Source organism: Chryseobacterium sp. JM1, from assembly GCF_000737715.1.
In the GTDB taxonomy this organism is placed as follows: Bacteria; Bacteroidota; Bacteroidia; order Flavobacteriales; family Weeksellaceae; genus Chryseobacterium.
The window spans coordinates 273,955-299,350 of record NZ_JPRN01000002.1 but is presented as its reverse complement, the minus strand read 5'-3'; the positions used below and the strand labels follow the sequence as shown (position 1 = coordinate 299,350).

22 protein-coding genes are annotated in these 25,396 nt (G+C 39.0%); 9 read left to right on the top strand and 13 right to left on the bottom strand.

The genetic code is table 11. The features are described 5' to 3' along the window. The first annotated feature begins 106 nt into the window (after window positions 1–106). Window positions 107–664, top strand: a complete 558-nt coding sequence (locus IW22_RS03530) for an SPOR domain-containing protein (protein ID WP_034724183.1) — start codon at window positions 107–109, stop codon at window positions 662–664. A 46-nt stretch (window positions 665–710) separates the two neighbouring features. Here the strand turns inward: IW22_RS03530 and IW22_RS03525 are convergent, their stop codons facing one another. From IW22_RS03525 to IW22_RS03495, 7 genes are all read right to left on the bottom strand, one after another. After that, a complete protein-coding gene (locus tag IW22_RS03525) occupies window positions 711–1,988 on the bottom strand; it encodes a DUF6080 domain-containing protein (protein ID WP_228383990.1) in 1,278 nt (425 codons plus the stop codon). 75 nt (window positions 1,989–2,063) lie between these two features. Continuing rightward, a complete protein-coding gene (locus tag IW22_RS03520; RefSeq protein WP_034724182.1) occupies window positions 2,064–2,906 on the bottom strand; it encodes a T9SS type A sorting domain-containing protein in 843 nt (280 codons plus the stop codon). A gap of 264 nt (window positions 2,907–3,170) precedes the next feature. Next, entirely contained in the window at window positions 3,171–4,502 is a 1,332-nt protein-coding gene (locus tag IW22_RS03515; RefSeq protein WP_034724180.1) for a T9SS type A sorting domain-containing protein, read from the bottom strand. A gap of 87 nt (window positions 4,503–4,589) precedes the next feature. Next, window positions 4,590–6,131 (bottom strand): protein adenylyltransferase SelO, encoded by a 1,542-nt coding sequence (locus IW22_RS03510; protein WP_034724179.1) that lies wholly within the window; start codon window positions 6,129–6,131, stop codon window positions 4,590–4,592. 75 nt (window positions 6,132–6,206) lie between these two features. Continuing rightward, window positions 6,207–8,585: a penicillin-binding protein 1A gene (locus tag IW22_RS03505; RefSeq protein ID WP_034724178.1), complete on the bottom strand. Its 2,379-nt coding sequence runs from the start codon at window positions 8,583–8,585 to the stop codon at window positions 6,207–6,209. Window positions 8,586–8,591: 6 nt separating this feature from the next. Then, window positions 8,592–9,056, bottom strand: a complete 465-nt coding sequence (locus IW22_RS03500) for a gliding motility lipoprotein GldH (RefSeq protein ID WP_034724176.1) — start codon at window positions 9,054–9,056, stop codon at window positions 8,592–8,594. Beyond that, a complete protein-coding gene (locus IW22_RS03495; RefSeq protein WP_034724175.1) occupies window positions 9,049–10,479 on the bottom strand; it encodes a stage 0 sporulation family protein in 1,431 nt (476 codons plus the stop codon). Before IW22_RS03495 ends, IW22_RS03500 begins: the two co-directional genes overlap by 8 nt. Before the next feature lie 278 nt (window positions 10,480–10,757). On the opposite strand from IW22_RS03495, the gene IW22_RS03490 reads away from it, so the two are divergent. The 7 genes from IW22_RS03490 (at window position 10,758) to IW22_RS03460 (ending at window position 18,479) form a co-directional block, all read left to right on the top strand. Continuing rightward, the gene (locus tag IW22_RS03490) at window positions 10,758–11,996 is read left to right on the top strand and encodes an OmpP1/FadL family transporter (protein WP_034724174.1); all 1,239 of its coding nucleotides are present in this window, start codon (window positions 10,758–10,760) and stop codon (window positions 11,994–11,996) included. Window positions 11,997–12,006: 10 nt separating this feature from the next. Further along, window positions 12,007–13,569, top strand: coding sequence for a lipase (locus IW22_RS03485; protein WP_034724172.1), 1,563 nt, complete (start codon window positions 12,007–12,009; stop codon window positions 13,567–13,569). 84 nt (window positions 13,570–13,653) lie between these two features. Continuing rightward, complete coding sequence (locus IW22_RS03480) at window positions 13,654–14,592, top strand: ribose-phosphate pyrophosphokinase (protein ID WP_034724171.1); 939 nt, start codon at window positions 13,654–13,656, stop codon at window positions 14,590–14,592. A gap of 56 nt (window positions 14,593–14,648) precedes the next feature. After that, on the top strand, window positions 14,649–15,290 hold the full coding sequence (locus IW22_RS03475) for a 50S ribosomal protein L25/general stress protein Ctc (RefSeq protein ID WP_034724170.1): 642 nt from the start codon (window positions 14,649–14,651) through the stop codon (window positions 15,288–15,290). Between the two features lie 227 nt (window positions 15,291–15,517). After that, complete coding sequence (locus IW22_RS03470; RefSeq protein ID WP_034724169.1) at window positions 15,518–16,738, top strand: cysteine desulfurase; 1,221 nt, start codon at window positions 15,518–15,520, stop codon at window positions 16,736–16,738. A 133-nt stretch (window positions 16,739–16,871) separates the two neighbouring features. Then, the gene (locus IW22_RS03465) at window positions 16,872–17,690 is read left to right on the top strand and encodes a T9SS-dependent choice-of-anchor J family protein (protein ID WP_034724168.1); all 819 of its coding nucleotides are present in this window, start codon (window positions 16,872–16,874) and stop codon (window positions 17,688–17,690) included. 156 nt (window positions 17,691–17,846) lie between these two features. Further along, window positions 17,847–18,479, top strand: coding sequence for an NAD(P)H-dependent oxidoreductase (locus tag IW22_RS03460; RefSeq protein WP_034724167.1), 633 nt, complete (start codon window positions 17,847–17,849; stop codon window positions 18,477–18,479). A 137-nt stretch (window positions 18,480–18,616) separates the two neighbouring features. Here the strand turns inward: IW22_RS03460 and hemE are convergent, their stop codons facing one another. From hemE to hemA, 6 genes are all read right to left on the bottom strand, one after another. Next, window positions 18,617–19,648, bottom strand: a complete 1,032-nt coding sequence (hemE, locus tag IW22_RS03455; protein WP_034724166.1) for a uroporphyrinogen decarboxylase — start codon at window positions 19,646–19,648, stop codon at window positions 18,617–18,619. A 67-nt stretch (window positions 19,649–19,715) separates the two neighbouring features. Continuing rightward, complete coding sequence (locus IW22_RS03450) at window positions 19,716–20,387, bottom strand: uroporphyrinogen-III synthase (RefSeq protein WP_034724164.1); 672 nt, start codon at window positions 20,385–20,387, stop codon at window positions 19,716–19,718. Continuing rightward, entirely contained in the window at window positions 20,387–21,043 is a 657-nt protein-coding gene (locus IW22_RS03445; protein WP_034724162.1) for an N-acetylmuramoyl-L-alanine amidase, read from the bottom strand. The genes IW22_RS03450 and IW22_RS03445 overlap by 1 nt, the downstream gene beginning before the upstream one ends. Window positions 21,044–21,053: 10 nt before the next feature. Beyond that, window positions 21,054–21,635, bottom strand: coding sequence for a DUF1287 domain-containing protein (locus IW22_RS03440; protein WP_034724160.1), 582 nt, complete (start codon window positions 21,633–21,635; stop codon window positions 21,054–21,056). A gap of 138 nt (window positions 21,636–21,773) precedes the next feature. Beyond that, entirely contained in the window at window positions 21,774–22,682 is a 909-nt protein-coding gene (gene hemC, locus IW22_RS03435; protein ID WP_034724158.1) for a hydroxymethylbilane synthase, read from the bottom strand. Next, the gene (gene hemA, locus IW22_RS03430; protein WP_034724156.1) at window positions 22,669–23,943 is read right to left on the bottom strand and encodes a glutamyl-tRNA reductase; all 1,275 of its coding nucleotides are present in this window, start codon (window positions 23,941–23,943) and stop codon (window positions 22,669–22,671) included. Before hemA ends, hemC begins: the two co-directional genes overlap by 14 nt. A gap of 399 nt (window positions 23,944–24,342) precedes the next feature. On the opposite strand from hemA, the gene IW22_RS03425 reads away from it, so the two are divergent. Next, window positions 24,343–25,368 carry a rod shape-determining protein gene (locus tag IW22_RS03425; RefSeq protein WP_034700899.1) on the top strand — a complete coding sequence of 342 codons (1,026 nt, stop codon included), beginning with the start codon at window positions 24,343–24,345 and terminating at the stop codon, window positions 25,366–25,368. Window positions 25,369–25,396 lie beyond the last annotated feature (28 nt).

The window sequence follows — 25,396 nt, the reverse complement described above, 5'->3', positions numbered from 1 at the left end:
TATATGGAAAAGGGAAAATATCATTTACGTTTAATTTGTATTGATTCTAAATAGTGTTGTTTGGTATAATTTTTTAATTTTAATAGATTTGCAGAAACAAGTTTAAATGAGAAATTTAATCAAAATATTTTCAATAATATCTTTATTTGGGTTTTATAGCATTGAAGCCCAACAGGTTGTTCAAAAAGACACACTGTCCGGAACAGAGCTAATTATGACCATGGATTCCAAAGTAAGTGCTGCTTTGGGAGGAATTGAAGATAAATGTTCCAGGACTACCGGAGGTCCTTCGGGTTCTTCCGTAAAAGAAAATAATACCGATAGTGGAATGGTGAATACCACAAAACCGCCCAAAATCTATATTCCGAGCAGAGAATTGAGCAATGCGGAGATCTGTAGAAAAAATCCGAGGATTTTAGGATTCAAAATTCAGATCACTACGGTTAAGAGTAATGAAGAAGCGAACGAGGTGAAATCGTATTTCAGAAAAAGATTCCCGAACCTGAAGGTGGAGACAGATGCTTCCTTAAGACCTAACTATAAAATTTTAGCAGGAAGTTATTTCACAAAACAGAGTGCGTCATCTGACCTTTCAAAAATAAGAGAATACTTTAAGTCTGCAATTGCAGTACAGTACAGAATTTTCTGTTCAGAAGCGAGATAAGTCGTCAAAAAATATAAAAGTAAAGCCGGGAATTTTTCCGGCTTTTTTATTGATAGTAAGTTTCTAAAAAGAGGAAAAAGTCTGACATTCTGTACAGGTTGTTGACCAGTAGGAAAACGAACAGAATGACTGTGGTTATCATTAAAAACGATAAGATTTTCGGGTTTGATTTGTAAGCGTAAAACAGCCAGCCTAAAAGCAAGGGATACACAAAAACAAAGTGTCCTCCGTAGATATAAGACGTGTGAAGTCCGAACCGCATGATGCAGTGAATGACAATGTCAGCCAAGAAAGAAATGACAATAATCTGGACCAGTTTATTTTTGAAATTTTTAATATAACTCCACAAAATAAGCCCTAATAATATGATGATAAAGGCATAGCAAAACGAAGACGAATAAGGCTCCATTAAAAGACCTTTAAAATCGAAACCTTTCATATTATGTTTGTCTGTCGTCATGAAACTCGGGAACAGAATACTGCCGCCAAAAAAGTAGGAAAGCATCATATCCCAATCCGGAATAGATTCTACATTGGAGAATTTTTCATACTGCTGATTAGTTTTTGAGAAGATGTTTTCATATTTGAAATCAATTCTCAGTAAATAGAGGAATACGAAACATACTGTGGTAAGTGCCACACGAAAAGCTGCATTTCCAAATTTTTTCCAACTCCGGAAGAGGTCTTTCTCAAATAGTATTGGAATAAAAACCTTAACAAGATTGGTAATGGTAAGTCCACCTATAGTAATTCCGGCAAGCGTAAGTGCTGATCCGGGTATTTTTTCCTCTTTTCTGAGTTTTACAGCTGCATAATAATTGTAAATGCTTAGCAACAGTAGAGTATAGGTGAAATTCTCAGGCGTAAAAGATAGAATGATGCTGGTAGAGAATAAGCCGAAGAACAGAATGATAAGCAGGCTGATCATTAATGGAAGTCTGATGATATTCTTCAGGTATTTGAAAATCTGTACCATGCACAGGCTGATGGTCGTATTGCTCAACCATGCAAGGGTGAGTCTGAAGGTTGCATCCATTTTTCCACCTGAAATCAATAGTGAAAATTCTCTGACCCAATTGAAAAAGTAATAGGCTAACGGATGTCTTTCAAAGCTTCCACCGGTCATCACGATCGCTTTATTATCAAAACTGAAGTAAGCATCCCAGGGAATTCTGCTGTCAAAAATAATCCGGTAATGAAGTGCGATATAAGTGCCCAGCGTTCCATAACAGATCAGGAAGAATATAAATACTGCCAATTCTGTATAGGAAGAAGGGAAGACCTGTTTTAAAAGGTGGATGAGTTTTGTTTTAATAAAAGACACGCGTCAGTTTTTTGCAAAAATAAAATAAAAAAACTCACCATGGTTGGTGAGTTTTAATCTTTATGATGATGTTGATTAGTGCTTGATCACTTTTCTTGTTGAAGTGCTTCCGTCAGCAAAACTGATTTTCACTAAATAAGTTCCTTTTGGAAGTGAAGAAATGTCCGCTTTTTCAGTATCGTTCTGAAGCAGGGATTTACCTGTCATGTCAAAAACTGTTGTGGATTTAATCTTTTGAGCAGTTTTGATATTGATTTCTCCTTTCGTAGGGTTAGGATAAAGAGCTACCGCGTCTTTAGCTTTAGAAGAAGCTTCCTGTGTGCCTAAAGTCGCACTTGCCAAAACCTGGATGTCATCTACAGAAATGGCATCTGCATCATTAGCGATGTACTGAAATCTGATTTTAACGTTAGTTTGTCCAGCATATGCGGTAAGCGCTTTCTGTACGGATACGGTGTTGTAAAGGTCTGTTGCCTGATTACCGTCGCCGTCATCTGTAAATCCAGCTTCTGTATCTTCATCCCAAAGAGTAGTCCAGGCTGTGCCCCCATCTGTTGAAATTTGAGCCACAAGATTTCCAAGATTTTGGCCGATCATGTAATTCCAGCCTACTTTTACCTTGAATTTTAAGACAGGTGTTGTTGTACCTGCAAGTGAAAACGCAGGGCTGATGAGCGCAGCGTTGTTAGTCTGGTTGATATAATCTACCCCAGCAGATTTTGTCCCTGAAATAAGGAATCCGGAGGTACTTGTAGGAAATGCGCTAGTAAGCTGCCAAGGTCTGCTGGTTACTGTTTGTGTTCTTGTCCATCCTGCAGAAGGAAACGTTGCGCCTTCAAAGTTTTCCGATAGAATTGCCTGTGCATTAGAGGTTGTTATTGCAAGCAATAAACCTAGAGAAAAGAGAGTTTTCTTCATGATAATATTTTTTTCTAAAATTAGTGAAAAATAATAATATAATATATAAAATTTAATAAAAACGATTAATTGTTGCAATTTATAAGGTAATAATTGTAGGTGGGTGTAGAACATACAGTCTGTATTGTAAAGTGAAGATATCTTTGTAGAATAGGAGTGTTCGGAATGTTTATAAATTAGCCAAGTGTCTCTTAATTTCTATTTTTAAAATAAAAAAAACTCACCGAAGGAGGTGAGTTTTAAATATGCTTTAAAATAGGATCGTTATTGTTTGATCACTTTTTCAGTTACAGATGTACCGTTGTTAAGTTCTGCCTTAACCATATAGGTTCCTTTTGGGAGTGAAGATAGATCGGCTTTTCCTGAATCTGTTGTAATCACTGTTTTTCCGGACATATCTATGACAGATGTCATTTTTATTTTTTGATCTGTTTTGATATTGATTTCCCCTTTTGTAGGATTAGGATAAACTGCTATCTGTTTTGCTGTTTTTGTAGCCTCAGACGTTGCAAGGACCTGTGTAGACTTAAACATTCCTCCTACAGTGGCAGAGGTGTTGAATCCTCCCGAATAACAGGTGCTGGTGTTGAAACATTTTACGCTTAAATGCTGTACGCCGTCTATAGCAGTCCATGTGGTTCCGTTGTTGCTTTTCCAGGATCCTCCACTTGTGTTTGATGAGCTTGTTGCTACCAAAATACTGGTGCCCGGGACATAAGTGATGTCGCTGATATTATTGGCCGCAGTAATTCCGGTGAAGGTAACTTGTGACCATGTAGCTCCTCCGTCTGTTGTTCTGTGTAACTGTAGACTAGTAGGTGTTGTACCTGTGAACGTTTTTCTAACGATTATTCCCGTGTTTGCATCACTCCATGCCATATCTCCGCTTACGGCAGTACCTCCAAAGTCACTTATGATAGAGTTGGTGGCTAATACGGTCCATGTTAAACCTTTATCTGTTGACTTATAAATTCTTCCTTTTCCTGTATAGAAGAATATATTGTTACCTACAGAATAATATCCGCCATTGTATCCATATTCATCTGTCAAAGGATCGGGAATGTTGGCTCCCGGAACTCTGGTCCATGTCGTTCCTCCGTTGGCGGTTGTGTAAATTTCAAACTCACCACTCTCCGGGTCACCTCCGATAATACCATTGTTGGCATCAAAAAAATGCACGTAGTTGGTCCAGGACTGTCCTGCGGTGGTTAGCATATGTTGGTTAGTCCATGTAGCCCCTCCATCTGAAGTTTTCCATACACCTCCTAATCCGTTTGTATTGTCAAAAGCTCCCACCCATGCCGTTGTGGCACTTACACCTGAGATGTTGGTGATTTTTAAAGCGGAATTGCCGACATTAATACTTCCTGCTGTCCAGGTTGTTCCTCCGTTAGATGTTTTTGTAAACTCCTGAACGTTGGCCGTAGTCGTTACTCCATTGTAAGCAAAAGCCCAAACAGTATTGGCATCATAGACTTCCATACCACTGATTCCTCTTGAAGCGGTTGCAAATGCTGAGTTTTGAGTACTCCAATATTGGGAGAAAGCAGCTCCGCTGATGAATAATGCTGTAATTGAAAATAGAATTCTTTTCATAAGGATATTTTTTCTAAAAATAATAAAAAAAACGTCAATACAATGAAAATAATTTATCTAAATAACACAAATACTGAGTTTTATGTATTATGAACTGCATGAAAGCGTAGAACATCCGGTAGTGTCATCGTAGGCAGATGGCCTTTTTGCAGAATATTCCGGATACAATTCTTCGTAAGGATTTTCTAAAGCCTTCGTCAGTTTTTCAAGCATTTCCGTGCTTCCGTTATTGATTTCCTCAATGCATTCGTAAAGAAGATAATTTCTAAGGGTGAATTTTGGATTTGAATGTTTCATCAGAGATAATGATTCTTCCCTTGAAATGGTATTTGATGAAAGTCTTGCTTCATATTTTTTAGCGAAATCTTCCAGTTTTCTGACTCTCTGATCAGATAAAACAACATAGGATACTTTTTCAAAAAGAGATTTCATATCACTTTCAGGACTTAGTTTTTCAAGCTTATTGAAGAATAACGTGTAGTCCAGCTGAAGCTCCTGCATTAGCCCCTGCCAGTTAGTGAAAAATTCCTCATCGCTCTCTCTGAGTTCGTCGAAACCGAATTTTTTGCAAAGCATCTGATCGTGAGCTTTCCAGAAATAAGTTCCGTAATGATTTAAAGTATCCTCCAGAAACTTTTCATCTTTAATTAACGGATGAAGGGAGTTGGCCAGTTGCCAAAGATTCCACTGTGAAATCTGACCCTGTTTTCCAAAAGCATACCTTCTTCCCGGAAGATCCGTCGTATTTGGAGTGAAATTAAGATCATATTCATCCATCATTGAGTAAGGACCATAATCTATCGTCAAGCCTAAAACAGACATATTATCTGTATTCATTACCCCATGAACAAATCCTACGCGGAACCATTCCGTCATAAGGTCTGCGGTTCTGGTGCATATATTTTCAAAAAACTCTTTGTATTTCTGAATACCCTCTGCTTTGATTTCCGGATAATAATGATCAATGGTAAAATCAACGAGATCCTGCAGGGTATCATATTCTCTTTGTGCAGACATCAGTTCAAAATGTCCGAAACGCAGAAAACTTTCAGCAGTTCTTACGACTACAGCTCCTTTTTCCAGTTGTGGATTTCCATTGTACATCATATCTCTTACCACATCTTCTCCGGTAAAGGCCAGACTTAATGCTCTTGTTGTCGGAACTCCAAGATGATACATCGCCTCACTCATCAGGTATTCGCGTACGGAAGATCTCAGTACGGCTCTTCCGTCTGCATGTCTTGAATATGGAGTGGCACCGGCTCCTTTCCATTGAATTTCTGTCTTTTTTCCTTCTTTATTGATGATTTCTCCCGCAAGGATTGCTCTTCCGTCTCCAAGCTGTCCCGCCCAGTTTCCAAACTGGTGCCCTGCATAAGCGGTGGCGTAGGTTTTTATATTTTCGGGAAGATTGTTTCCAACGAGAAAATCCAGATCTTTTTCTTCGTATAATCCAAGGCCTATTTCTTCCGATAGGGCTTGATTAAAAGCAATAAGTTTCGGTCCGTCAAAACCTGCTGGTTTTACAGCGGCAAATAAAACTTTTGGAGTGTTTCTCTGCATTGTGTTGTCAGAAAGATCCCCTGGAAATATATCGGTGAAAGGTTGTTTGATCTGTTCAATATTCATAGATCAAAGGTATTAATTATAAAAGAAAAGACCTTCCAAATAATTGAAAGGTCTTGTGTATTTCTAAAAGAGAATTTATTTATTGAAATCTACCTCATCAGTGGAGTGAAGATTGTCATTGATGTTTTCCTCTTTCTTGTCTGTGTTGTTTTTTGGAGTTGGATCTGCAGGTCTTGGATTTTTGATCTCATCAATAGTCTGAAGTCCTCCGTCGTCTCCATATCCTTCACCGAGGCCTTTCAGGTTTGAACATCCGTCTTTCCAGTCTGATGGTCTGATAAACTTATCATCAGGGGTAATTCCCAGTGACTTGTCTGCCCAGACTTTCTTCATAAAGATCGCCCAGATCGGCAATGCCATTTTCGCACCCTGACCTTCACCGGTTCCAAAGAAGTGAGTTGCTCTGTCTTCCCATCCTACCCAGGCTCCTGTTGCCAGTTTTGGAGTGATTCCCATAAACCAACCGTCAGAGTTGTTCTGTGTCGTACCTGTTTTAGCAGCAATCTCAACACCTTTTGAAATTCCTCTTCTTCCCAGTTCTCCGGAAGCCGTACCGTATTGGGCAACACCTTTCATCAGTTCGATCATGGTGTATGCATACATTGGGTTCATGACTTCTTTCGGCTCTACATTCACTTCCTTAATTACCCTTCCGTTGGCATCTTCAATTCTCCAGATCATCTCCGGTTTGTTGTAGTTTCCGTAGTTGGCGAAAGTACTGTAGGCACCCAGCATTTCATAGATGGTGATATCTGATGAGCCTAAGGCAATGGTATTGTTTCTTGGAATATCTTCTGTTACTCCCAGATCTCTTGCCGTCTGGATAACAGCATCTACACCTGTCATTTCAATAAGACGTGCCGCTACGGGGTTTTGAGAGTGAGCCAATGCATCTTTTAACGTCAGCATTCCGCCTCTTCCCGGAACATGCCATCCTTTGTGGTCGTAAGTCCCGTTAGAAACCGTTGAACATGGAGTCATACCCAGTTTCATAATCGCAGTAGCATAAACGAAAGGTTTGAAGGTAGATCCTACCTGTCTTTTCCCCTGTTTGATGTGGTCATACTGGAAATGCTGCCAGTCTATACCACCTACCCACGCTTTGATCTCTCCACTTCCAGGAACCATAGACATTAAGCCTGCCTGTGCAATCTGTTTGTGGTATCTGATAGAATCCCAAGGTGACATTTCCACCTCTTCCTCTCCACTCCACGTAAAACGGGAAGTTTTGATGGGTTTATGGAATTCCATTAAAATAGAATCTTCAGGAACTCCTGCGGCTTTCAGTTGCTTGTAACGGCCGGTTCTCTTCATGGCCTGACTCATCACACTCGTTACCTGCTTATCTGTAAGGTAGTAGAAAGGTCTGTTTTTTCTGCCTCTCTGTTCTGCGTCAAATCTTTTTTGAAGGTCTGTTAAGTGCTCCTTGATCGCCTCTTCTGCATACTTCTGCATTTTTGAATCAAGAGTCACATATATTTTTAAACCGTCTTTGTAAAGATTAAGTTTCTTGCCGGTTTCTTTTTCATAACCTTCAAGATATTTGTCGATTTCTTTTCTTAAATAAAACTTATAATAAGCAGAGTAGTCATCACTAATGTTTTTAATTGGGTGATAATCTGTCTCAACGGGTGTACCTACTGCTTTGTCATAAGTCGCCTGATCGATATACCCAGTTTCAAACATTTGCTGTAAAACAACATCCCTTCTGCGCTTCGCACGTTCAGGATTTCTCATAGGGTTATTGGCAATCGGAGCTTCTAACATTGCTACAAAAACTGCTGTTTCCGGAAGCGTAAGTTCTGAAGTGGTTTTATTAAAATAAATCTTGGAAGCCATTTCAATACCATTCGCATTATAGGTAAAGTCGAACTTATTGAAATAAAGCGTAATGATTTCTTCTTTGGTATATCGTTTCTCTAAACTTACCGCAACAGACCATTCCTTTAATTTTTGGATCACCCTTTTGATCGGGTTTTTAGAAGGCTCTTTGGTAAATAATAACTTAGCTAACTGCTGTGTGATGGTAGAACCTCCACCTCTGTCACCTCCGTATCGTACAGCTCTCAGAATAGACTTTAAATCAATTCCTGAGTGCTCTTTGAAACGCTCATCTTCCTTTGCCTGCAAAGCATAGATAAGATAAGGCGGAAGCTGTTTATAAGTGATGGGCTGCGTTTTTTCTTTCTCAAATTTTCCAAGCAAAACTCCGTCTGATGAAATGATTTCAGAAGCCACATAGATATCAGGGTTTTCCAGTTCTTTTACATCCGGCATTTCTCCAAGAAAGCCCTGGGAAACGGCAAAGAAAAGTCCTGAAATACCTAAAACGACCGCAATGAGTCCAATCCAAATAAATTTAACCCATCTTTTCCAAGAGGTATTTTTGTTCTTTTTGGGAGGAAGAGGGAAGGTTTTTCCCTTATTTCCTGCGTTTTTTCTGTTGTCTTCCATTGATGGTTACGGTTTAGCCGTTTCTAGTTTTACTCCAACATCTTCAATTCCCGGAAGGTTGTCATTCCTCATCGCCTGTGTCAGGCTGATTTCATACTTGCCCTTTCCCGGAAATTTATAGTTCAATTTATACTGAAATAATGCTTCCTTCGTATCACCAAAACCTGTACCAAGCCATTCGCCGTTTGGTTTTGCCAGAACGTAATTCAGGGTGTCTGTTTCCTTCTTTTTGTTCTGCAGATTGGTGAAGTTTACAATAAATCTTATATTGCTGTAAGGATACGTATTGTTATTTCTTACGACAAATATAATATTTTTAGGATTCTGCGGATCTGAAACTTCAAGATTAAATTTTTGCTCACTTTTCTTATTCCATTTGTTGTTAACGGAATTCATGATGACGTTTTCTTCCGAGGAAGATTGGCAGCTAAAGAAAAGGATAAGAGGTAATAATCCTAAAATTTTACGCATTTTTATCTTTTTTTGGAGGATATTTCTTTTTAAAATTTTTCTTGTTCGGGTTCTGCTGTTTTTTCTCAGGATCAGAAGGAGCATCTGTCTTTTCTACCTGTGCTTTTGGCTGTTGCGGTTTGGGCTGCGGTTTCTGTTGTGGCCTTGGCTGATTTCCGGAGTTGGCATTAGCATTAGGATTTTCAGCTCTTTCCGGTCTGTCAGGTCTCTCTGTTCTTTCAGTCCTTTCCGGTCTGTTTTTCTTAGGTCCCTGGCTTTGTCCCTGCTGTGCTCCCTGGTTTTGTCCGTTATTGTTCGGCCTGTTTTGGTTTCTGTTCCTATTGTTTCCTCTGTTTTTCTTTTCGAATCTGTCCACGTTGTTTTCCTGGATCAGGTCAATGCTTTGAACCGGAATATCAGGTTGTTTCAGATCTTCCAGAGGAGGGGTTCTTTCGCCTTTCTTATTTTTTGCGATTAATTTCTTAACAAGATCAATGTCAAAGTCATACCAGGCCATTGAGCTGTCTACATAAGCAAACCACATTTTCTTTTTGAAAACGTCAATTTTGATACAGAATGCTCTTCCTTTTTCCGTGTCCAGCGTGGTGGATGAAGAAGGGAAGTGGCTTAATGCATCAAGGTAGCTGTCCAGTTCGTAATTAAGACAACATTTCAATTTACCACACTGTCCTGCAAGTTTTTGCGGGTTAATGCTCAGTTGCTGATATCTGGCGACATTGGTATTCACAGATCTGAAATCGGTCAGCCATGTTGAACAGCAAAGTTCTCTTCCACATGATCCGATACCTCCAACTTTTGCGGCTTCCTGTCTGAAACCGATCTGCTTCATATCGATTTTTGTTCTGAAAGCACCAGCGTATTCTTTGATCAACTGTCTGAAATCCACCCGGTTATCAGCCGTATAATAAAATGTGATCTTTGAAGAGTCTCCCTGATATTCTACATCAGTAACTTTCATTTCAAGACCTATTCTATGGGCGATCTTTCTGGCTTCCAGTTTTACGCCGTCTTCTTTTTTTCTGGCTTCCTGCCAGACCTCAAGGTCCTTCTGGTTGGCCTGTCTGTATATTTTGAGTATCGATTCTTCAGGAAATTTTTTCTTTTTCATCTGAATCTTTACTAATTCTCCGGTGAGGCTTACAACGCCTACATCGTGTCCGGGACTCGATTCTACTGTTACTACGCTACCTATATGTAAAGGAATATTATTTACATTTCTATAAAACGATTTTCTGTCATTTTTAAATCTAACTTCCACAAGGTCGCACCTGTTCGATGCGGGGTTGTTGATGTTAGAAAGCCAATCGAAAACACTTAATTTATAACTATTACCACAGGTATTTACACTTTCACAACCATTCGCGGTTTTCTTGGGTCCGCAAGAATGGGCAGAATCGCCGGATGTTTTGCATCCACAACTCATATAACTATTTTTTATAATCTTGCAAATTTATGTAAATTTATCTTTATGCAATTCTAAAATACTTAAATATTCAATATCGCTATTGTTTAACATTAAACGTGAAAAATATGCGATCCATAAAAACTTGATAAGTTACTATGCAGTATGTGTTTAAGTGAATGTATTTCTAAAGTGCTATTTTAAACATAATTTTCTTTTAAGATATTGTTTAAAATATTAAGAAATATTAACAGGCGTATTCAAAATAATTTTATATTTGGGTTATATAATAACAGTCTATGAAAAAAATATTAGTATCAACTGCTTTATTGGCGGGTGTTTTATCTTACGCAGGAGGCTTCAGGGTATCTCTGCAGGGAGTGAAACAATTGGCAATGGCGCATACTAGTGCTCATGCCGAAGATGCAAGTGTGGCATTCTTTAACCCAGCGGGTATGTCATTCATTCCTTCTAAACTGAGTATAGTGGCAGGAGGGTTTGGTGCAAGTAATAAAGTTACTTTTCAAAACTTGAATACACTACAGAGTACATCCACAGATAATCCTATAGGGACTCCGTTATATGCTGCAGTGGCTTATAGACCTATAGAGAACCTTTCCGTTGGTTTCAGTTTCAGTACCCCTTTCGGAAGTACGATTGAGTGGCCAAGCGACTGGGAAGGAAGAGAACTGGTGCAGAAGCTGGAACTGAAAAGTTTCTATTTCCAACCGATGGTCTCTGTAAAACTGGCTCCTTGGGTGTCTTTTGGGGCAAGTTATATTTATGCTAAAGGTAAAGTAGACTGGGACAAAGCCGTAACACAGTTTGGCGGCGAGTTGAACATTAAAGACGAAAAAGCCAGCGGAAGCGGGTATGGATTCGGTTTCTATTTCAGACCAGATCCAAAATTAGATGTAAGTATCGCTTACCGTTCCCCTATAGATATGAAGGCGAAAAAAGGAACCGCTACGTTCCAGTTCCCTTCAGCAGCTATTTATCCTCTGTTAGGTCTTGATCCAAGTACAGGACAGGATAAATTTACAGCAACACTTCCTTTGGTAGAAGAATATACAATTGGTTTAACGTATAAAGTGACCCCAAAATGGTTGATTTCAGCTGACTTTAACTACCATGGATGGGAGAGATACAGCAAACTTACTTTAGATTTTGCTAATGCCCCAGTAGGGAATCAGCCAGATCCTACCGTATTGGTTGCTCCTAAAAACTTCAGAAATTCCAAAACATTCAGATTGGGTACTCAGTATGCATTCACAGATATGATCTTCGGACGTTTGGGTGCTTATTATGATGAGTCTCCCTATACGGATGATCACTTTATTCCGGAAACTCCTTCATTCAATACCTATGTAATTACAGGAGGTGTTGGGTTTAAATTGAAGCAGTTTGGAGTGGATTTAGCAGGTGGATATGCACTGCCTCAAGCCAGAGATGTAAGAAATGCAGCCATTGGATTTAACGGACAGGCAAAAGCTCAGGCATTCTACTTTGGTTTAGGTTTATCGTACAACCCTTTTTAATTGAAAGACTATGAAAAAAATTATAATATCAACACTTGCCGTTTCCGCACTTCTTTTGACAACAAGCTGTGAGAATGATTTTGATACTGATGTAAAAGATATCCAGGTGACAAGCGGAGAAGCCAACTTTTCCAATTATGTTGCTTTGGGGAACTCTTTAACTTCCGGTTACAGAGATGGAGCACTTTACAGCAGTGGACAAAATGAATCCTATCCAAGTATCATCGCTATGCAGATGAAACTGGCTGGCGGTGGTGCATTTAAGCAACCTTTGATGCCTAATGATGTAGGTGGATTTATTGGACTGCCAGGTTTTCCTGGTAAACTGAATCTTACGGTGACTTCCAGCGGAAGTTTAAGTCCGGTTCCAAGCAGCCCTGCTGCGGCGTTGGATGATGTGAGCGCCGGCAGACCTTACCAGAATATGGGGGTTCCGGGAGCGAAGTCTTTCCACTTGGTCGCGCCAGGTTACGGAAGTTTGGCTAATGTTCCTTTAGGAGCTGCCAATCCATATTTTGTGAGATTTGCTTCTTCTGCAGGAACTTCTGTTTTAGAGGATGCCAAAGCTCAAAAACCAACATTCTTCTCTCTTTGGATTGGAAATAATGATGTATTATCTTATGCTACGAACGGAGGAACGAATTCTCAGACTGTAGGAACCGTTACGACTTATACGCCGGCGGTAGTTCAGACTGGAAATGTAAATCCATTAACTTATAAATCAAACGATATTTCTGATCCTAATCTTGTAGCAGGATCTATTAAAGGTGTGCTGGATGGTCTTAAAAGTGTAGGAACCACAAAAGGAGTGATTGGAAATATTCCTTACGTTACTTCTATTCCTTTCTTTACAACAGTTCCTTACAATCCTTTAACACCTACAACATTAGGAGCGAATTTAGCGACACTTAACGCAAGTTTATACGGGCCATTGAAGCAGGCGCTTACGGCTTTCGGAGCTGGAGACAGAATTAATTTACTTTCTTCTACTTCTTCCAACCCTGTTTTAATCAAGGATGTTGCACTTACGGATCTGGGGGCACAGCTTACTGCTGCTTTGACTCCTTCTTTAGGAGCGCCTACAGCAGCGGCGTTTGGGCTAATCTTCGGACAGGCGAGACAGGCTACAGCAGATGATTATGTCCTTCTTACAACAAGTTCTTTAATTGGAACTGTTGCGCCAGGAGCACCGGCACCTGTGAATGTGTATGGAATTTCTTATCCACTGCAAAATCAGCATGTATTAACAAAAACAGAAGCTTCTTATGTGAAGACGGCAGTAGATGCTTACAATGCATCTATCAAATCACTGGCTGATTCTTATGGACTGGCTTTTGTAGACGGTAATGCTAAAATGATTGAGCTTAATGGAAAGTCTGGAATTACCTTCGATGGGGTAAAGTATACGGCTAAATTTGTAACCGGAGGAGCTTTCTCTCTTGATGGGGTTCACCTTACAGGAAGAGGCTACGCAGTGATTGCGAATGAATTTATCAAATCGATCAACGCGAAGTATAAATCTACGTTACCACAGGTAGATCCTAATAAATATTCAGGAGTGAAATTCCCGTAATCATACAGGAAAATAAAAACTTAGAAACCACAAGAGTAATTCTTGTGGTTTTTTTTTAAATTTGCAAATCTTTAAAAAGTAAAAATGGCCGATCAGTTAAGTTATCTATTTTGTACAAGAACCAGTAAGGACTTGGCAGAAAAAATTGCCCAACATTATGGGAAAGAGTTAGGAAAAATCAACTTTCAGGAGTTCAGCGACGGGGAATTCGAGCCTGTTCTGGATGAATCTGTAAGAGGAGGAAGAGTTTTCCTAATCGGATCTACCTTCCCGCCAGCAGACAATCTTTTAGAACTTCTATTGATGATTGATGCAGCGAAAAGAGCTTCCGCAAAAAGCATTACTGTTGTAATCCCTTATTTCGGACTTGCAAGACAGGACAGAAAAGACAAGCCAAGAGCTCCGATAGGTGCAAAACTGGTTGCTAATCTATTGACAGCAGCTGGAGCAACAAGAATCATGACGATGGATCTTCACGCAGATCAGATTCAGGGATTCTTTGAAATTCCGGTAGATCACCTTTATGCTTCTAGTATTTTCGTAGATTATATTAGAGCATTAAACCTGGATAATCTTACCATCGCTTCTCCGGATATGGGAGGTGCGAAAAGAGCGAAAAACTATGCAGGTCACCTAGGGGCTGAAGTAGTAATTGCGTACAAAGAAAGAAAAAAAGCAAATGTGGTAGAAGAGATGTTCCTTATCGGAGATGTAGAAGGGAAAAATGTAATCCTTATCGATGACATGATCGATACAGCGGGAACACTTTGCAAAGCTGCAGATATTTTAGTGGAAAAAGGAGCGAAATCAGTAAGAGCGATGGCTACTCACGGAGTACTTTCCGGAAAAGCATACGAGAATATTGAGAACTCTAAATTGCTGGAAGTTATTGTAACTGACTCAATTCCTGTTAAAAATAATTTGTCATCTAAAATAAAAGTGCTATCTTGCGCCCCATTATTTGCGGACGTTATGAAGATGGTTCATGAGCATCAATCAATCAGTAGTAAGTTTATTATCTAATTGATTTTTAGCGGGTTGCAAAATTAAACTGAACAAATTTTTAAATTTTTTATAAAATGAAATCTATTACAATTCAAGGTACAAAAAGAGAAAGCGTGGGCAAAAAGTCTACAAAAGCTTTACGTGATGCTGAATTAGTTCCTTGTGTTGTTTATGGAGGTGAAACACCATTGAACTTCTCTGCAGAAGAAAGAGCGTTCAAAGGTTTAGTATATACTCCTGAAGCACACACGGTATCTATTGAACTAGACGGAAAAACAATTCCAGCGGTTCTTCAGGATATTCAGTTCCACCCAATTACGGACAAAATTTTACACGCAGACTTCTACCAATTATCTGACGATAAGCCAGTAGTTATGGAAGTTCCTGTAAGAATTACCGGACGTTCTAAAGGTGTTGTGGCTGGTGGTGTTTTACGTCAGTCTTTCAGAAAATTAAAAGTGAAAGCTATTCCTGCTAACTTACCGGACGAGATCGTTGTAGATGTAACTCCATTAAGAATTGGTAACAAACTTTATGTAGGAGGAATCAAAGCTGAAGGATATTCTTTTGTACACCCTGACAATGCAGTTGTAGTAGCTGTTAAGATGTCTAGAAATGCAATGAAAGGTGGTGCAGCAGTAGAAGATGATGAAGATGAAGAAGTTGCAACTGAAGAAGGTGCAGCTCCGGCAGCAGAAGAAGCTACAGCAGAATAATATTTGCTTACTCAACAAACCATATAAAACCTGTCAATTTATTGGCAGGTTTTTTTTATGTACAGAGGATAAAGAGCAAAAGAAATAAACCTTCTTTGCGATCTTATCCATCGAATCTTTCTATCACCTGACAAGTATCACCCGCTCATCCGATACTTCCTTTCAGAAAAAAAGCCGTAAATTTGAAGTGTTCTAAATAAGAGCCATCTAATTTAAAATTTTAATAAATGTTTGACATTCAAGAAATAAGAAGTCAGTTTACGATATTAAACCGCGAAGTGAATGGTAAGCCTTTGGTTTACTTAGATAATGCAGCAACATCTCAGAAACCTGATTCTGTTTTGAAGATATGGAATGAATATTATACGCAGCTTAATGCCAATGTTCACAGAGGAATCCATACATTAAGTCAGCTGGCTACTGAAGAAATGGAGCTTTCCAGAAGGAAAATCCAGAAGTTCATCAATGCCAAGCATGATTTTGAAGTTATTTTTACAAAAGGAACTACAGAAGGTCTGAACCTCATCGCCTATATTTTAACACAGAAGCTTAAAAAAGACGACGAGATCATTATTTCCTATCTGGAACATCACTCCAACATCGTTCCATGGCAGCTGCTTTGCGAAAGAACCGGAGCAAAACTGAGAGTGATCCCAATAGATGAAAATGGTATCCTTCAACTGAACTACCTGGATGAGTTTTTAAGCGAAAAAACCAAAGTGGTGGCTGTAAACCAGGTTTCCAATGCTTTGGGAATTGTAAATCCTATTGAAGAAATCATCGCAAAAACAAGAAAGAATTCAGATGCTTATATTGTGATCGACGGGGCGCAGTCTGCTCCTCACTTCGAGATCGATGTACAGAAAATGGACTGTGATTTCTTTGTGTTTTCAGGTCATAAAATGTATGCACCGATGGGAACCGGTATTCTTTACGGAAAACAGGAGCTTCTGGAGGAACTTCCGCCTTTCCATGGAGGAGGAGAGATGATCGCAACCTGCTCTTTCGATGGAACTACTTACGCAGGACTTCCTTTTAAATACGAAGCCGGAACCCCGAATGTAGGAGGGAATATTGCACTGGGTGCTGCCGTAGATTTTATTGAAAAAATCGGAAGACAGAATATTCAGAATCATGAAAATGCTTTGCTTGAATATGCTCAGAGACAGTTATTAGAACTGGAAAATATAAAAATCTACGGAGAAAAAGCCAAAAGAGTAGGCGTGGTTTCCTTTAATTTAGAAGGAACAGGTATTTCTTCCGATGTAGGAATGATCCTGGATAAAATGGGTATCGCTGTAAGAACCGGACATCACTGTACACAGCCGATCATGGACTTCTTCAATATAGCAGGAACCGTAAGAGCGAGTTTTGCCGTTTACAATACTTTTGATGAAGTTGACAAGCTTGTGGAAGGTGTCAAAAAAGCTCAGAAAATGTTGGGATAAAAAACATAAAAAGCAGTTAATCAACTGCTTTTTTTAATTTAATACAGCGTTTAACGGTAAAATATTATGTTAAATGTTTATTTTGTGATGAATATTAATTAGTAATTTTATTGAAACTAATAATTAATATATCATGAAAAAACAAATACTCTTTTTTCTGATCGCCTGTGGATTTTATCATGCACAGGTATTTTCTGAGAACTTTAACGGAGTGGGATTGCCTCCGGGATGGACAACAAATAACCCAAATACAGTATACAATTGGGGCGTAGGGACAACGAGTGGTTTTGCTTCATTTCCCAACGGGGCCGCTTTTTTTGATGATGATGATGCGGGGCCCAGCGGGGTCAACAGCAATGCGAGATTAGTATCTCCTGTTATCAATCTTTCCGGCGTTTCAAACCCCAGACTTTCATTTAAATATGCTAATAAGATTTATACCCTTAATACGACGTTAAAGGTTGAAGTTTTTAATGGCACTTCATGGATACAGGTATTTACAGCTTCGGGAGAATCAGGAACCTGGACGATTGACTTAAATACCCTGACTTACATTATTACAGGGTATAGTGTAGCAACCAGTATCAATTTGACTCCGTATGCCAATGCCAACTTTCAGATGAGATTTGTATATGATGATGCAGGAGATTATTCATTTGGAGTGGTAGTGGATGATGTTGCCATTACAGCAGGAGTGTTGGGAACTTCCGAAGTTGCTCTTGCAGATGCAATGCAGGTCTATCCAAATCCGGTAAAAGATGATTTGTATATTCAATCGGATCTAATGAAATCTGATGCTGAGGTCACCATACTTGATATTTCTGGCAGAAAGGTCAAAAGCTTCACTGGAAAGTATGAAAAATACGATCTCTCCGATCTGCCAAAAGGAAACTATCTCATTCAGATCAATAACAAAAGGGAAATCATAAATAAAAAGATTAGAAAAGAATAAACCTTTCTGTAAATTTTAATTCACTAGTAACTTCCAGCTTCCCTCTCCGACCTTCCATTCTTAGTTCTATAGATTCTGCCAATTGCTTAAATAGCAATTTTTGTGTACCAGCGTCTTGCTTCTTGAAGTAATTTTGTCTGGTCTAAATTTAACGTAATGGAATTAATAGAAAAATTGAACTGGAGATTTGCTACCAAAGCAATGAACGGTCAGAAAGTACCACAGGAAAAAGTGGATAAAATATTAGAAGCCGCAAGACTGGCACCTACATCCAGCGGACTTCAACCTTTTGAGATCATTGTGATCACGAATCAGGAGGTGAAGGAGCAGATCAAGCCTCATGCATGGAATCAGCCGCAGATCACAGACTGTTCGCATCTTTTGGTGTTTGCAGCATGGGATAATTATACGGAAGAAAGAATCAATGCAATGTTTGATCTGACCAACAAAATCAGGGGTTTTGAAAACGAAGGCTGGGAAAACTACAGACAGATGCTGTTGGGAACTTATCCTCAGAGATCTGCTGAAGAAAACTTTACGCATGCCGCAAAACAGGCTTATATTTCATTCGGTGCAGCCATTATCGCAGCAGCGTTTGAAGAAGTAGATTCTACACCAATGGAAGGTTTTTCTCCTGACGCGGTAGATGAAATTTTAAACTTAAAAGAAAAAGGCTTAAAGAGTGTCCTGCTTCTGCCTATCGGTTACAGAAACTCTGAATCAGACTGGTTGGTGAATCTTACGAAAGTGAGAAAATCTAAAGAAGATTTTATTACCGAAGTGAATTAATGACTCAGTTTTTTCTTATAAAAAATCCCTTTCAAAACAATTGAAAGGGATTTTGTTTTTTGATTAATTACTTAATCATATTTCTGTCTAAACCTCATAGGTTTCAAAAACCTATGAGGTTTAATGTCATTTAATTATTAGTTATTCGGTTTCCAGTCCACAACTGCTCTGATGAACGCCTCTGCATTTTCCACAGGAATATTAGGTAAGATTCCATGACCAAGATTCGCGATATATCTGTCTTTTCCGAAACGGTTGATCATTTCAGTCACCATCTTCTTGATGGTTTCCGGTGTAGAATGTAATCTTGCAGGGTCAAAATTCCCCTGAAGCGTCATGGTATGATTCGTTAATGTTCTTGCGAATTCAGGAGTAATGGTCCAGTCCACACCCAAAGCAGATGCTTTAGACATCGTCATATCTTCCAGCGCAAACCAGCATCCTTTCCCGAATACCACCACATGGGTAAGAGGGCTTAAAGCTTCAACGATCTGGTTGATGTACTGCCATGAGAATTCCTGATAATCTGTAGGAGAAAGCATTCCACCCCATGAATCAAAAACCTGTACTGCAGAAACTCCTTTTTCCACTTTTCTTTTTAAATAGGCGATCGTAGTATCCGTGATCTTCTGAAGCAGTAAATGAGCCGCTTCAGGCTGCTGGAAACAGAATGATTTTGCAATATCAAAAGCTTTACTTCCTTTCCCTTCAATACAGTAACATAGGATCGTCCATGGAGAACCCGCGAAACCGATCAACGGAATTTCGTTGTCTAATTTAATTAAGGTAAGTTCAATGGCATCAAAAACGTATCCTAAAGTATCATCCACATCAGGAACAATCACATTCTGAACCTGTTCCATTGTTCTGATCGGATTGTCCAGCCACGGACCTACATTTTCTTTCATTTTAAAATCAATTCCCATGGCTTGAGGAACCACTAAAATGTCAGAAAACAGGATGGCTGCATCCAAAGGAAACCTACGGATAGGCTGTACAGTAATCTCAGAAGCCAGCTCAGGCGTCTGACATCTTGTAAAGAAGTCATATTTATCCCTAAGAGCTATGAATTCAGGTAGATATCTTCCGGCCTGTCTCATCATCCATACCGGTGGTCTTTCTACCGTTTCTCCGCGGAGTGCTTTTAAATATAAGTCGTTTTTAATCATAATTTATTTAAACTAATATGTCCGTTCCCGGCACTTATTATTTTTACCAGCCAAACTTGCGGCTGCTTCAAAGTTCTTTTTTTATCAGCTCAAAGATAGAAGCCAGATTATTTTCTTCCGAGGTGAAGATTTCCGCTGTGGTGTGCTTTCGCAGTTCATTGGACGTGGTTTCACCAATGGAAAAAATCTTCATTCCTTCTAAAGAGTTGAGTTTTGCAAAACTACGAACTCCGCTTGGACTAAAAAAAACTGTAGCATGATATTTTTCAGGTACCAAAGGATGGAGTTCTTCAGTGTTGTAAACCGTGATCTTTTTGTAGCGGATATTCTGCAGCGGAAGATCTTTATCCAGAACATCGATGGCCAGATTGCCACAGAAGTGAAGGAACTGTTCGTGCTGGCAGTTTCCGATGATAAATCTCGAAAGTGTTTCTGCATTTTTCAGAACCTTGAAAGTCCCGAAACCGTATTTTCTAAGTTCACGTTTCGTTTTTTCACCGACACAATATATTTTGTTATAATTTTTTGCGGTAAAATCTTCGTTAGGTTTAAACTGATTGGTGAAGAAAGACCTCACGCCATTTACACTGGTAAAGATCAGTGAATGGTTCTTTAAATCGAATGCGGAAATTCTTATAGGTTCTGTTCTGATCACCTCAATACATTCAGCCGAAATATCCGATCCTAATTCTTTGGACAGCAATGTGGCATCTATGGTTTTGGTGAATAGAATGTTCATTAGGGTTTATCTTTTAAATGTAAATCATCAACAAGCAATCGTACTTTCTTCATAAAATCATTACCCGGATCTTCTTTTGCAGTGAAATAATTCGGGTCGGTTTCTTTCCAGAGTTTAGATCCTCTAAAGATACCATATTCTGAATGACCTATCAGATATTCTATATTGTATTTTTTAGTTAAGTGCTTAATTAATTGTGCGTTCGCCAAAACCTGCTTTTCTGTCAGCGGCTGTTTTTTGCTTCCTATGTTTTCAATACCGATGGCGCAGTAATTAAGTCCGATGGTATGTCTTGCAAACATATTAGGCTCCATAAGCTGATAAATCGTACCGTCTCTGTCTACAATATACTGGGAGGAAACATTCAATGTGCTTTGTTTTTTTAAAACATTTCGGGCAGATTCCAGATGAGTCTTGTTGAAATATTTGTAATTCGTTTCTACAGTTCCGCCTGCGGTATAGTGAAGAACAATGATTTTGGGCGAGATGACGGGCGAATTCTGAGTGATGTTATAATGACTTTTAAGATACTCAAGGCTTAGTTTTACTCTTTCAGGAGAATAATCAATAGGTTTATTGATGATTTTAAATTCACCGGTCTGCGCTTTCGTATAGCACGCGATCAATACAAAGAAAGCATAAATAAGGTTTTTCATACAATGGTACTTATTTCTGGTATTGATAATGTCCTGTAATGGTATATTTAAAAAGGACATCTTCCACAACCTGTCCGCCTCCTATATTATGCACAATCAGAAACCTTTTTCCGTCGGCAGATTTTTTATTGACAACAATTCCGATGTGTGTTAAATTTCCCGGTAGAAGCCATGTAACAATATCTCCCGGAACATATAATGCAGGATTGGTTTCAATAGATTTTGCTGTCCCGAATTTAGAAAAGAACACAGCAAGATTCGGAACCCTGCGGTGATCAATATTCGTGTCAGGCTTTTTTAAGCCCCAGATTTTAGGATATTTTGAGAAATTTTTCGCCATATCTTCATGCACTTCCTTTTGAAGATCGATCCCCATTTTTCTGTAAGCTCTTATCACGACATCTGTGCAGACACCTTTATCTGCTGGTACATCTCCATTAGGATATTTAAGGACAAAGTAAGTGGGATCATAGGTAACCGTTTTATCGACCAATCCCAAAGCGGAATCGGATAGCTGAAGTGCAAATTTATTCTGTGCACTTGCCATACACGTGCAACAGGTGAATGCCAATAAAAACAGATACTTTTTCATAGTTCCGCACTTAAGAATTTTATCATCATTATGACAGTGTTATGATTGCTGTCATGCTTAAATATCAAAGATATTCTTAAACCTTCTTTAAACTGAATAGTCTAAATGCCTTAATGTTAAAAAAAATGTAAATAGGTTTTAATAGGAATTCTTGATTTCAGTCATCAGCTCTTTTCCTCCGTTTTCAAGAACGATCTTAGCGAATTTTTCTCCAAAATTCTCAGTTTCGTTGTACTCGAAGTTTTCGTCGGTAGCGATGCAGTTTTTACCATCAAGAGAACATAAAGCCGCTTTGAAACGAACCTGGTTTTCGATGATCTCTGCATAAGCGCCGATTGGAGCGGTACATCCGCCTTCCAGTGTGCTCAGGAAGTTTCTTTCGATTTCTACACAGATCTGGGTTTTCTTATGGTTGATCTGGCTCAGGATTTCGTTGATTTCCGGTTTGTCAGAATGTCCTGCCACGGCGATTACTCCCTGGGAAGCTGCCGGGATCATTAGCGGAAGCATCTCATAATCGATGTCCATTTTCATTCTTTTAATTCCTGCCAGAGATAAAATCGTAGCATCAAAATCTCCGTCCTCCAGTTTCTGAAGGCGGGTCTGGATATTTCCACGGATGTCTGAAAATTCAGCATGAGGATAATTCTTCAGCCAGAATGCTCTTCTTCTCAGACTGCTGGTCGCCAGTTTCAGTTCGTGGAATTCTTTATTTCTTGAAGATTCTTTTCTGATCAGTACGTCCTGCGGGAAATCTCTTTCCAGATAAGCAATGATCTCAATGTTTTGAGGAAGCTGCGTAGGGACGTCTTTTAAAGAGTGTACAGCGATGTCAATCTCGTCATTCAGTAAAGCCACATCAAGGTCTCTTGTGAAAACCCCGGTGATTCCTAAAGAATAAAGCGGTTGATTTAAATTCTTATCGCCCGAAGATACGATAGGAACGATTTCCGTTAAATAATTACGGTTTTGAAGGTGCCTCGCAACCTCTCTTGCCTGCCAAAGTGCAAGTGCGGAATTTCTTGTTCCGATTCTAATGCTTTTCATTGAATTCGTTGTTTGGTTGTTCAACTAATATTTCGTGCATTAATTTACTAATTTCTTCGGCTTTTAAAGGATTGTCGATGATAAATTTTGCAAAACGGTTGGTGATTTTCTGGATCATTTTGTCAGAAAGCTCCATGTCCGTGATGTTTATGTATTTATTTTTTCTGTAAAATTGATGCATTTCATTGCGTTCCATATTCTTTAGAACCGCTTTGAAATGGTGAATATTGGGTGCCAGCTTTCTCTTTTTTTCCCATTCCAGAAACTCTTTCATCAGTTCTTTGATGATTTTTTCAGCTTTCGGGATCTCTTTTTCCCGCTGCTGAATCGTTTCCTGGATCTGTTTTGAAAGTTCATCCACATCAATCAGCGTTACGTTTTCGTTCTCGGTAACATTCTTTTCAACGTTATGCGGAATGGAAAGGTCGATCACGAGTGTTTCCTTTCCGTTCGGGAAGTGAGACTTGTTGATGATGGGATGTTTGGCTCCGGTGGCAACAATCAGGATGTCTGTATTTTTTATTTCCTTGTCAAAATCAGAATAATCAACATGAGGAATATTATATTTCTCGGAAATTTTTTCAGCTTTCTCCTGAGTTCTGTTCGCGATTTTAATTTTAGGCTGGTAAACGTGCTTCACCAGATTTTCAACCGTATTCTGCCCGATTTCACCTACACCCAAAAGAAGAATGTTCTTCTCCGTTATTTTTTTCTGGCTGTTTAAGATATAATGTACAGCAGCGTAAGACACAGAAGCGGCTCCGTTGGAAATTCCGGTTTCGTTTTTAATTCTTTTCGAAATCTGGATTGCGGCGTTGATTGCTCTTTCCAGGTAAGGATTTGAATTCTGTCTTTCTTTTTTAAAGCGGCTGTATGCTTTTTTGATCTGTCCGATGATCTCAAAATCCCCGATAATCTGGCTTTCCAGTCCTGCAGCTACTCTGAACAGGTGGATCAGTGCCTCTTCTTTGGTCAGAATATTCGCAAACTGAAGGAAATCCGTAAGATGTACCCCGATGGTTTTGCAATATTCCTCTGCAACCAGAAGATAATTCGGTGAAGTGGTATAGATTTCGGTTCTGTTACATGTGGAAACCACAAATGCATCCCCTAAATCCACGTTATGGATCCGGGTGACAAAGTTTTTGATGTTGTCATCAAAGAATGCAAATTTCCCTCTCGTTTCTACATCAGCCTTCTCGTAGCTGATGGAAAGTACAGCAAAATTCGATGTTTGATGGATGTTGGAATACTGTAACATAAGCACGGCAAATTTACGGTTTTTTTAATTAATCAACCTCTGATAATGTATATGATAATTATCGTGAAAAACTATGGTGGGGAAGGAGTGAAACAGATGTTGAAAGAAGGTAGATTGAAGTTGGATGATGGTGTGGCTGGTTGGAAAATAATTTATAATCAGTATTTTATCATTTTTTAAGAGAGAGATTTCTTTGTATTTGACTCAAAGATTCGTACCTTACGTGTTCAGGCCCCATTGCCATTAATTTTAGTTTAAATCAGACTCCGTAAATGATTAAAGCAAAAGTTAATATAAGATTATAAATTTTAATAAAATTTTAACCAAATTATATGCAGGTTAAATTTCTTTAGTAGTGTTAAATTTATATCTTTGTAAACTTAAAATCAGAAGAAAAATATGAGTTTATTCGATATGTTTACGCAAGAAATTGCGATAGACCTTGGTACTGCCAATACCCTTATCATCCATAATAATAAAATTGTTATAGATCAGCCGTCAATTGTTGCAATTGAACGTTCTACGGGTAGGCCCATTGCGGTCGGCGAGCAGGCCAAGCATATGCAGGGTAAAACTCACGAGGATATCAAGACCATCCGTCCGTTGAAAGATGGGGTGATTGCAGATTTCCACGCTTCTGAACACATGATCAAAGAATTTATCAAAAAAATTCCTGGAATTAAAGGTAGATTCATACAGCCGGCACTGAGAATCGTGATCTGTATCCCTTCTGGCATTACTGAAGTTGAAAAAAGAGCGGTAAGAGATTCTGCTCAGAAAGTAAACGCTAAAGAAGTAAGACTGATTTACGAACCAATGGCTGCGGCAATAGGGGTGGGTATAGACGTACAGAAACCTGAAGGAAATATGATCATCGACATAGGTGGTGGTACTACGGAAATTGCAGTGGTAGCTTTAGGAGGTATCGTATGTGACAAATCTGTGAAAATTGCAGGTGACGTATTTACCAACGATATCGCTTATTACTTAAGAACTCACCATAACCTTTACATCGGAGAGAGAACGGCTGAAAGAATCAAAATTGAAGTAGGTTCTGCAGTGGAAGATCTTGATGTAGACATTGAAGATATCCCGGTACAGGGTAGAGACCTTATTACAGGGAAGCCGAAAGAAATTATGGTAGGCTACAAAGAAATTGCGCGTGCATTAGACAAATCCATTATCAGAATTGAGGATGCGGTAATGGAAACGCTTTCTCTTACGCCACCGGAACTGGCTGCTGATATTTATAAAACAGGTATCTATCTTGCTGGAGGAGGTGCTTTATTAAGAGGTCTTGCAGACAGATTGCACAAAAAGACTGGTCTTCCTGTATTTGTAGCAGAAGATCCGTTGAGAGCTGTTGTTCGCGGAACCGGTATTGCCCTTAAGAATATGGATAAATTCAATTTCTTAATTAAATAATTTTAACTTTTTACGACAATACATCTGA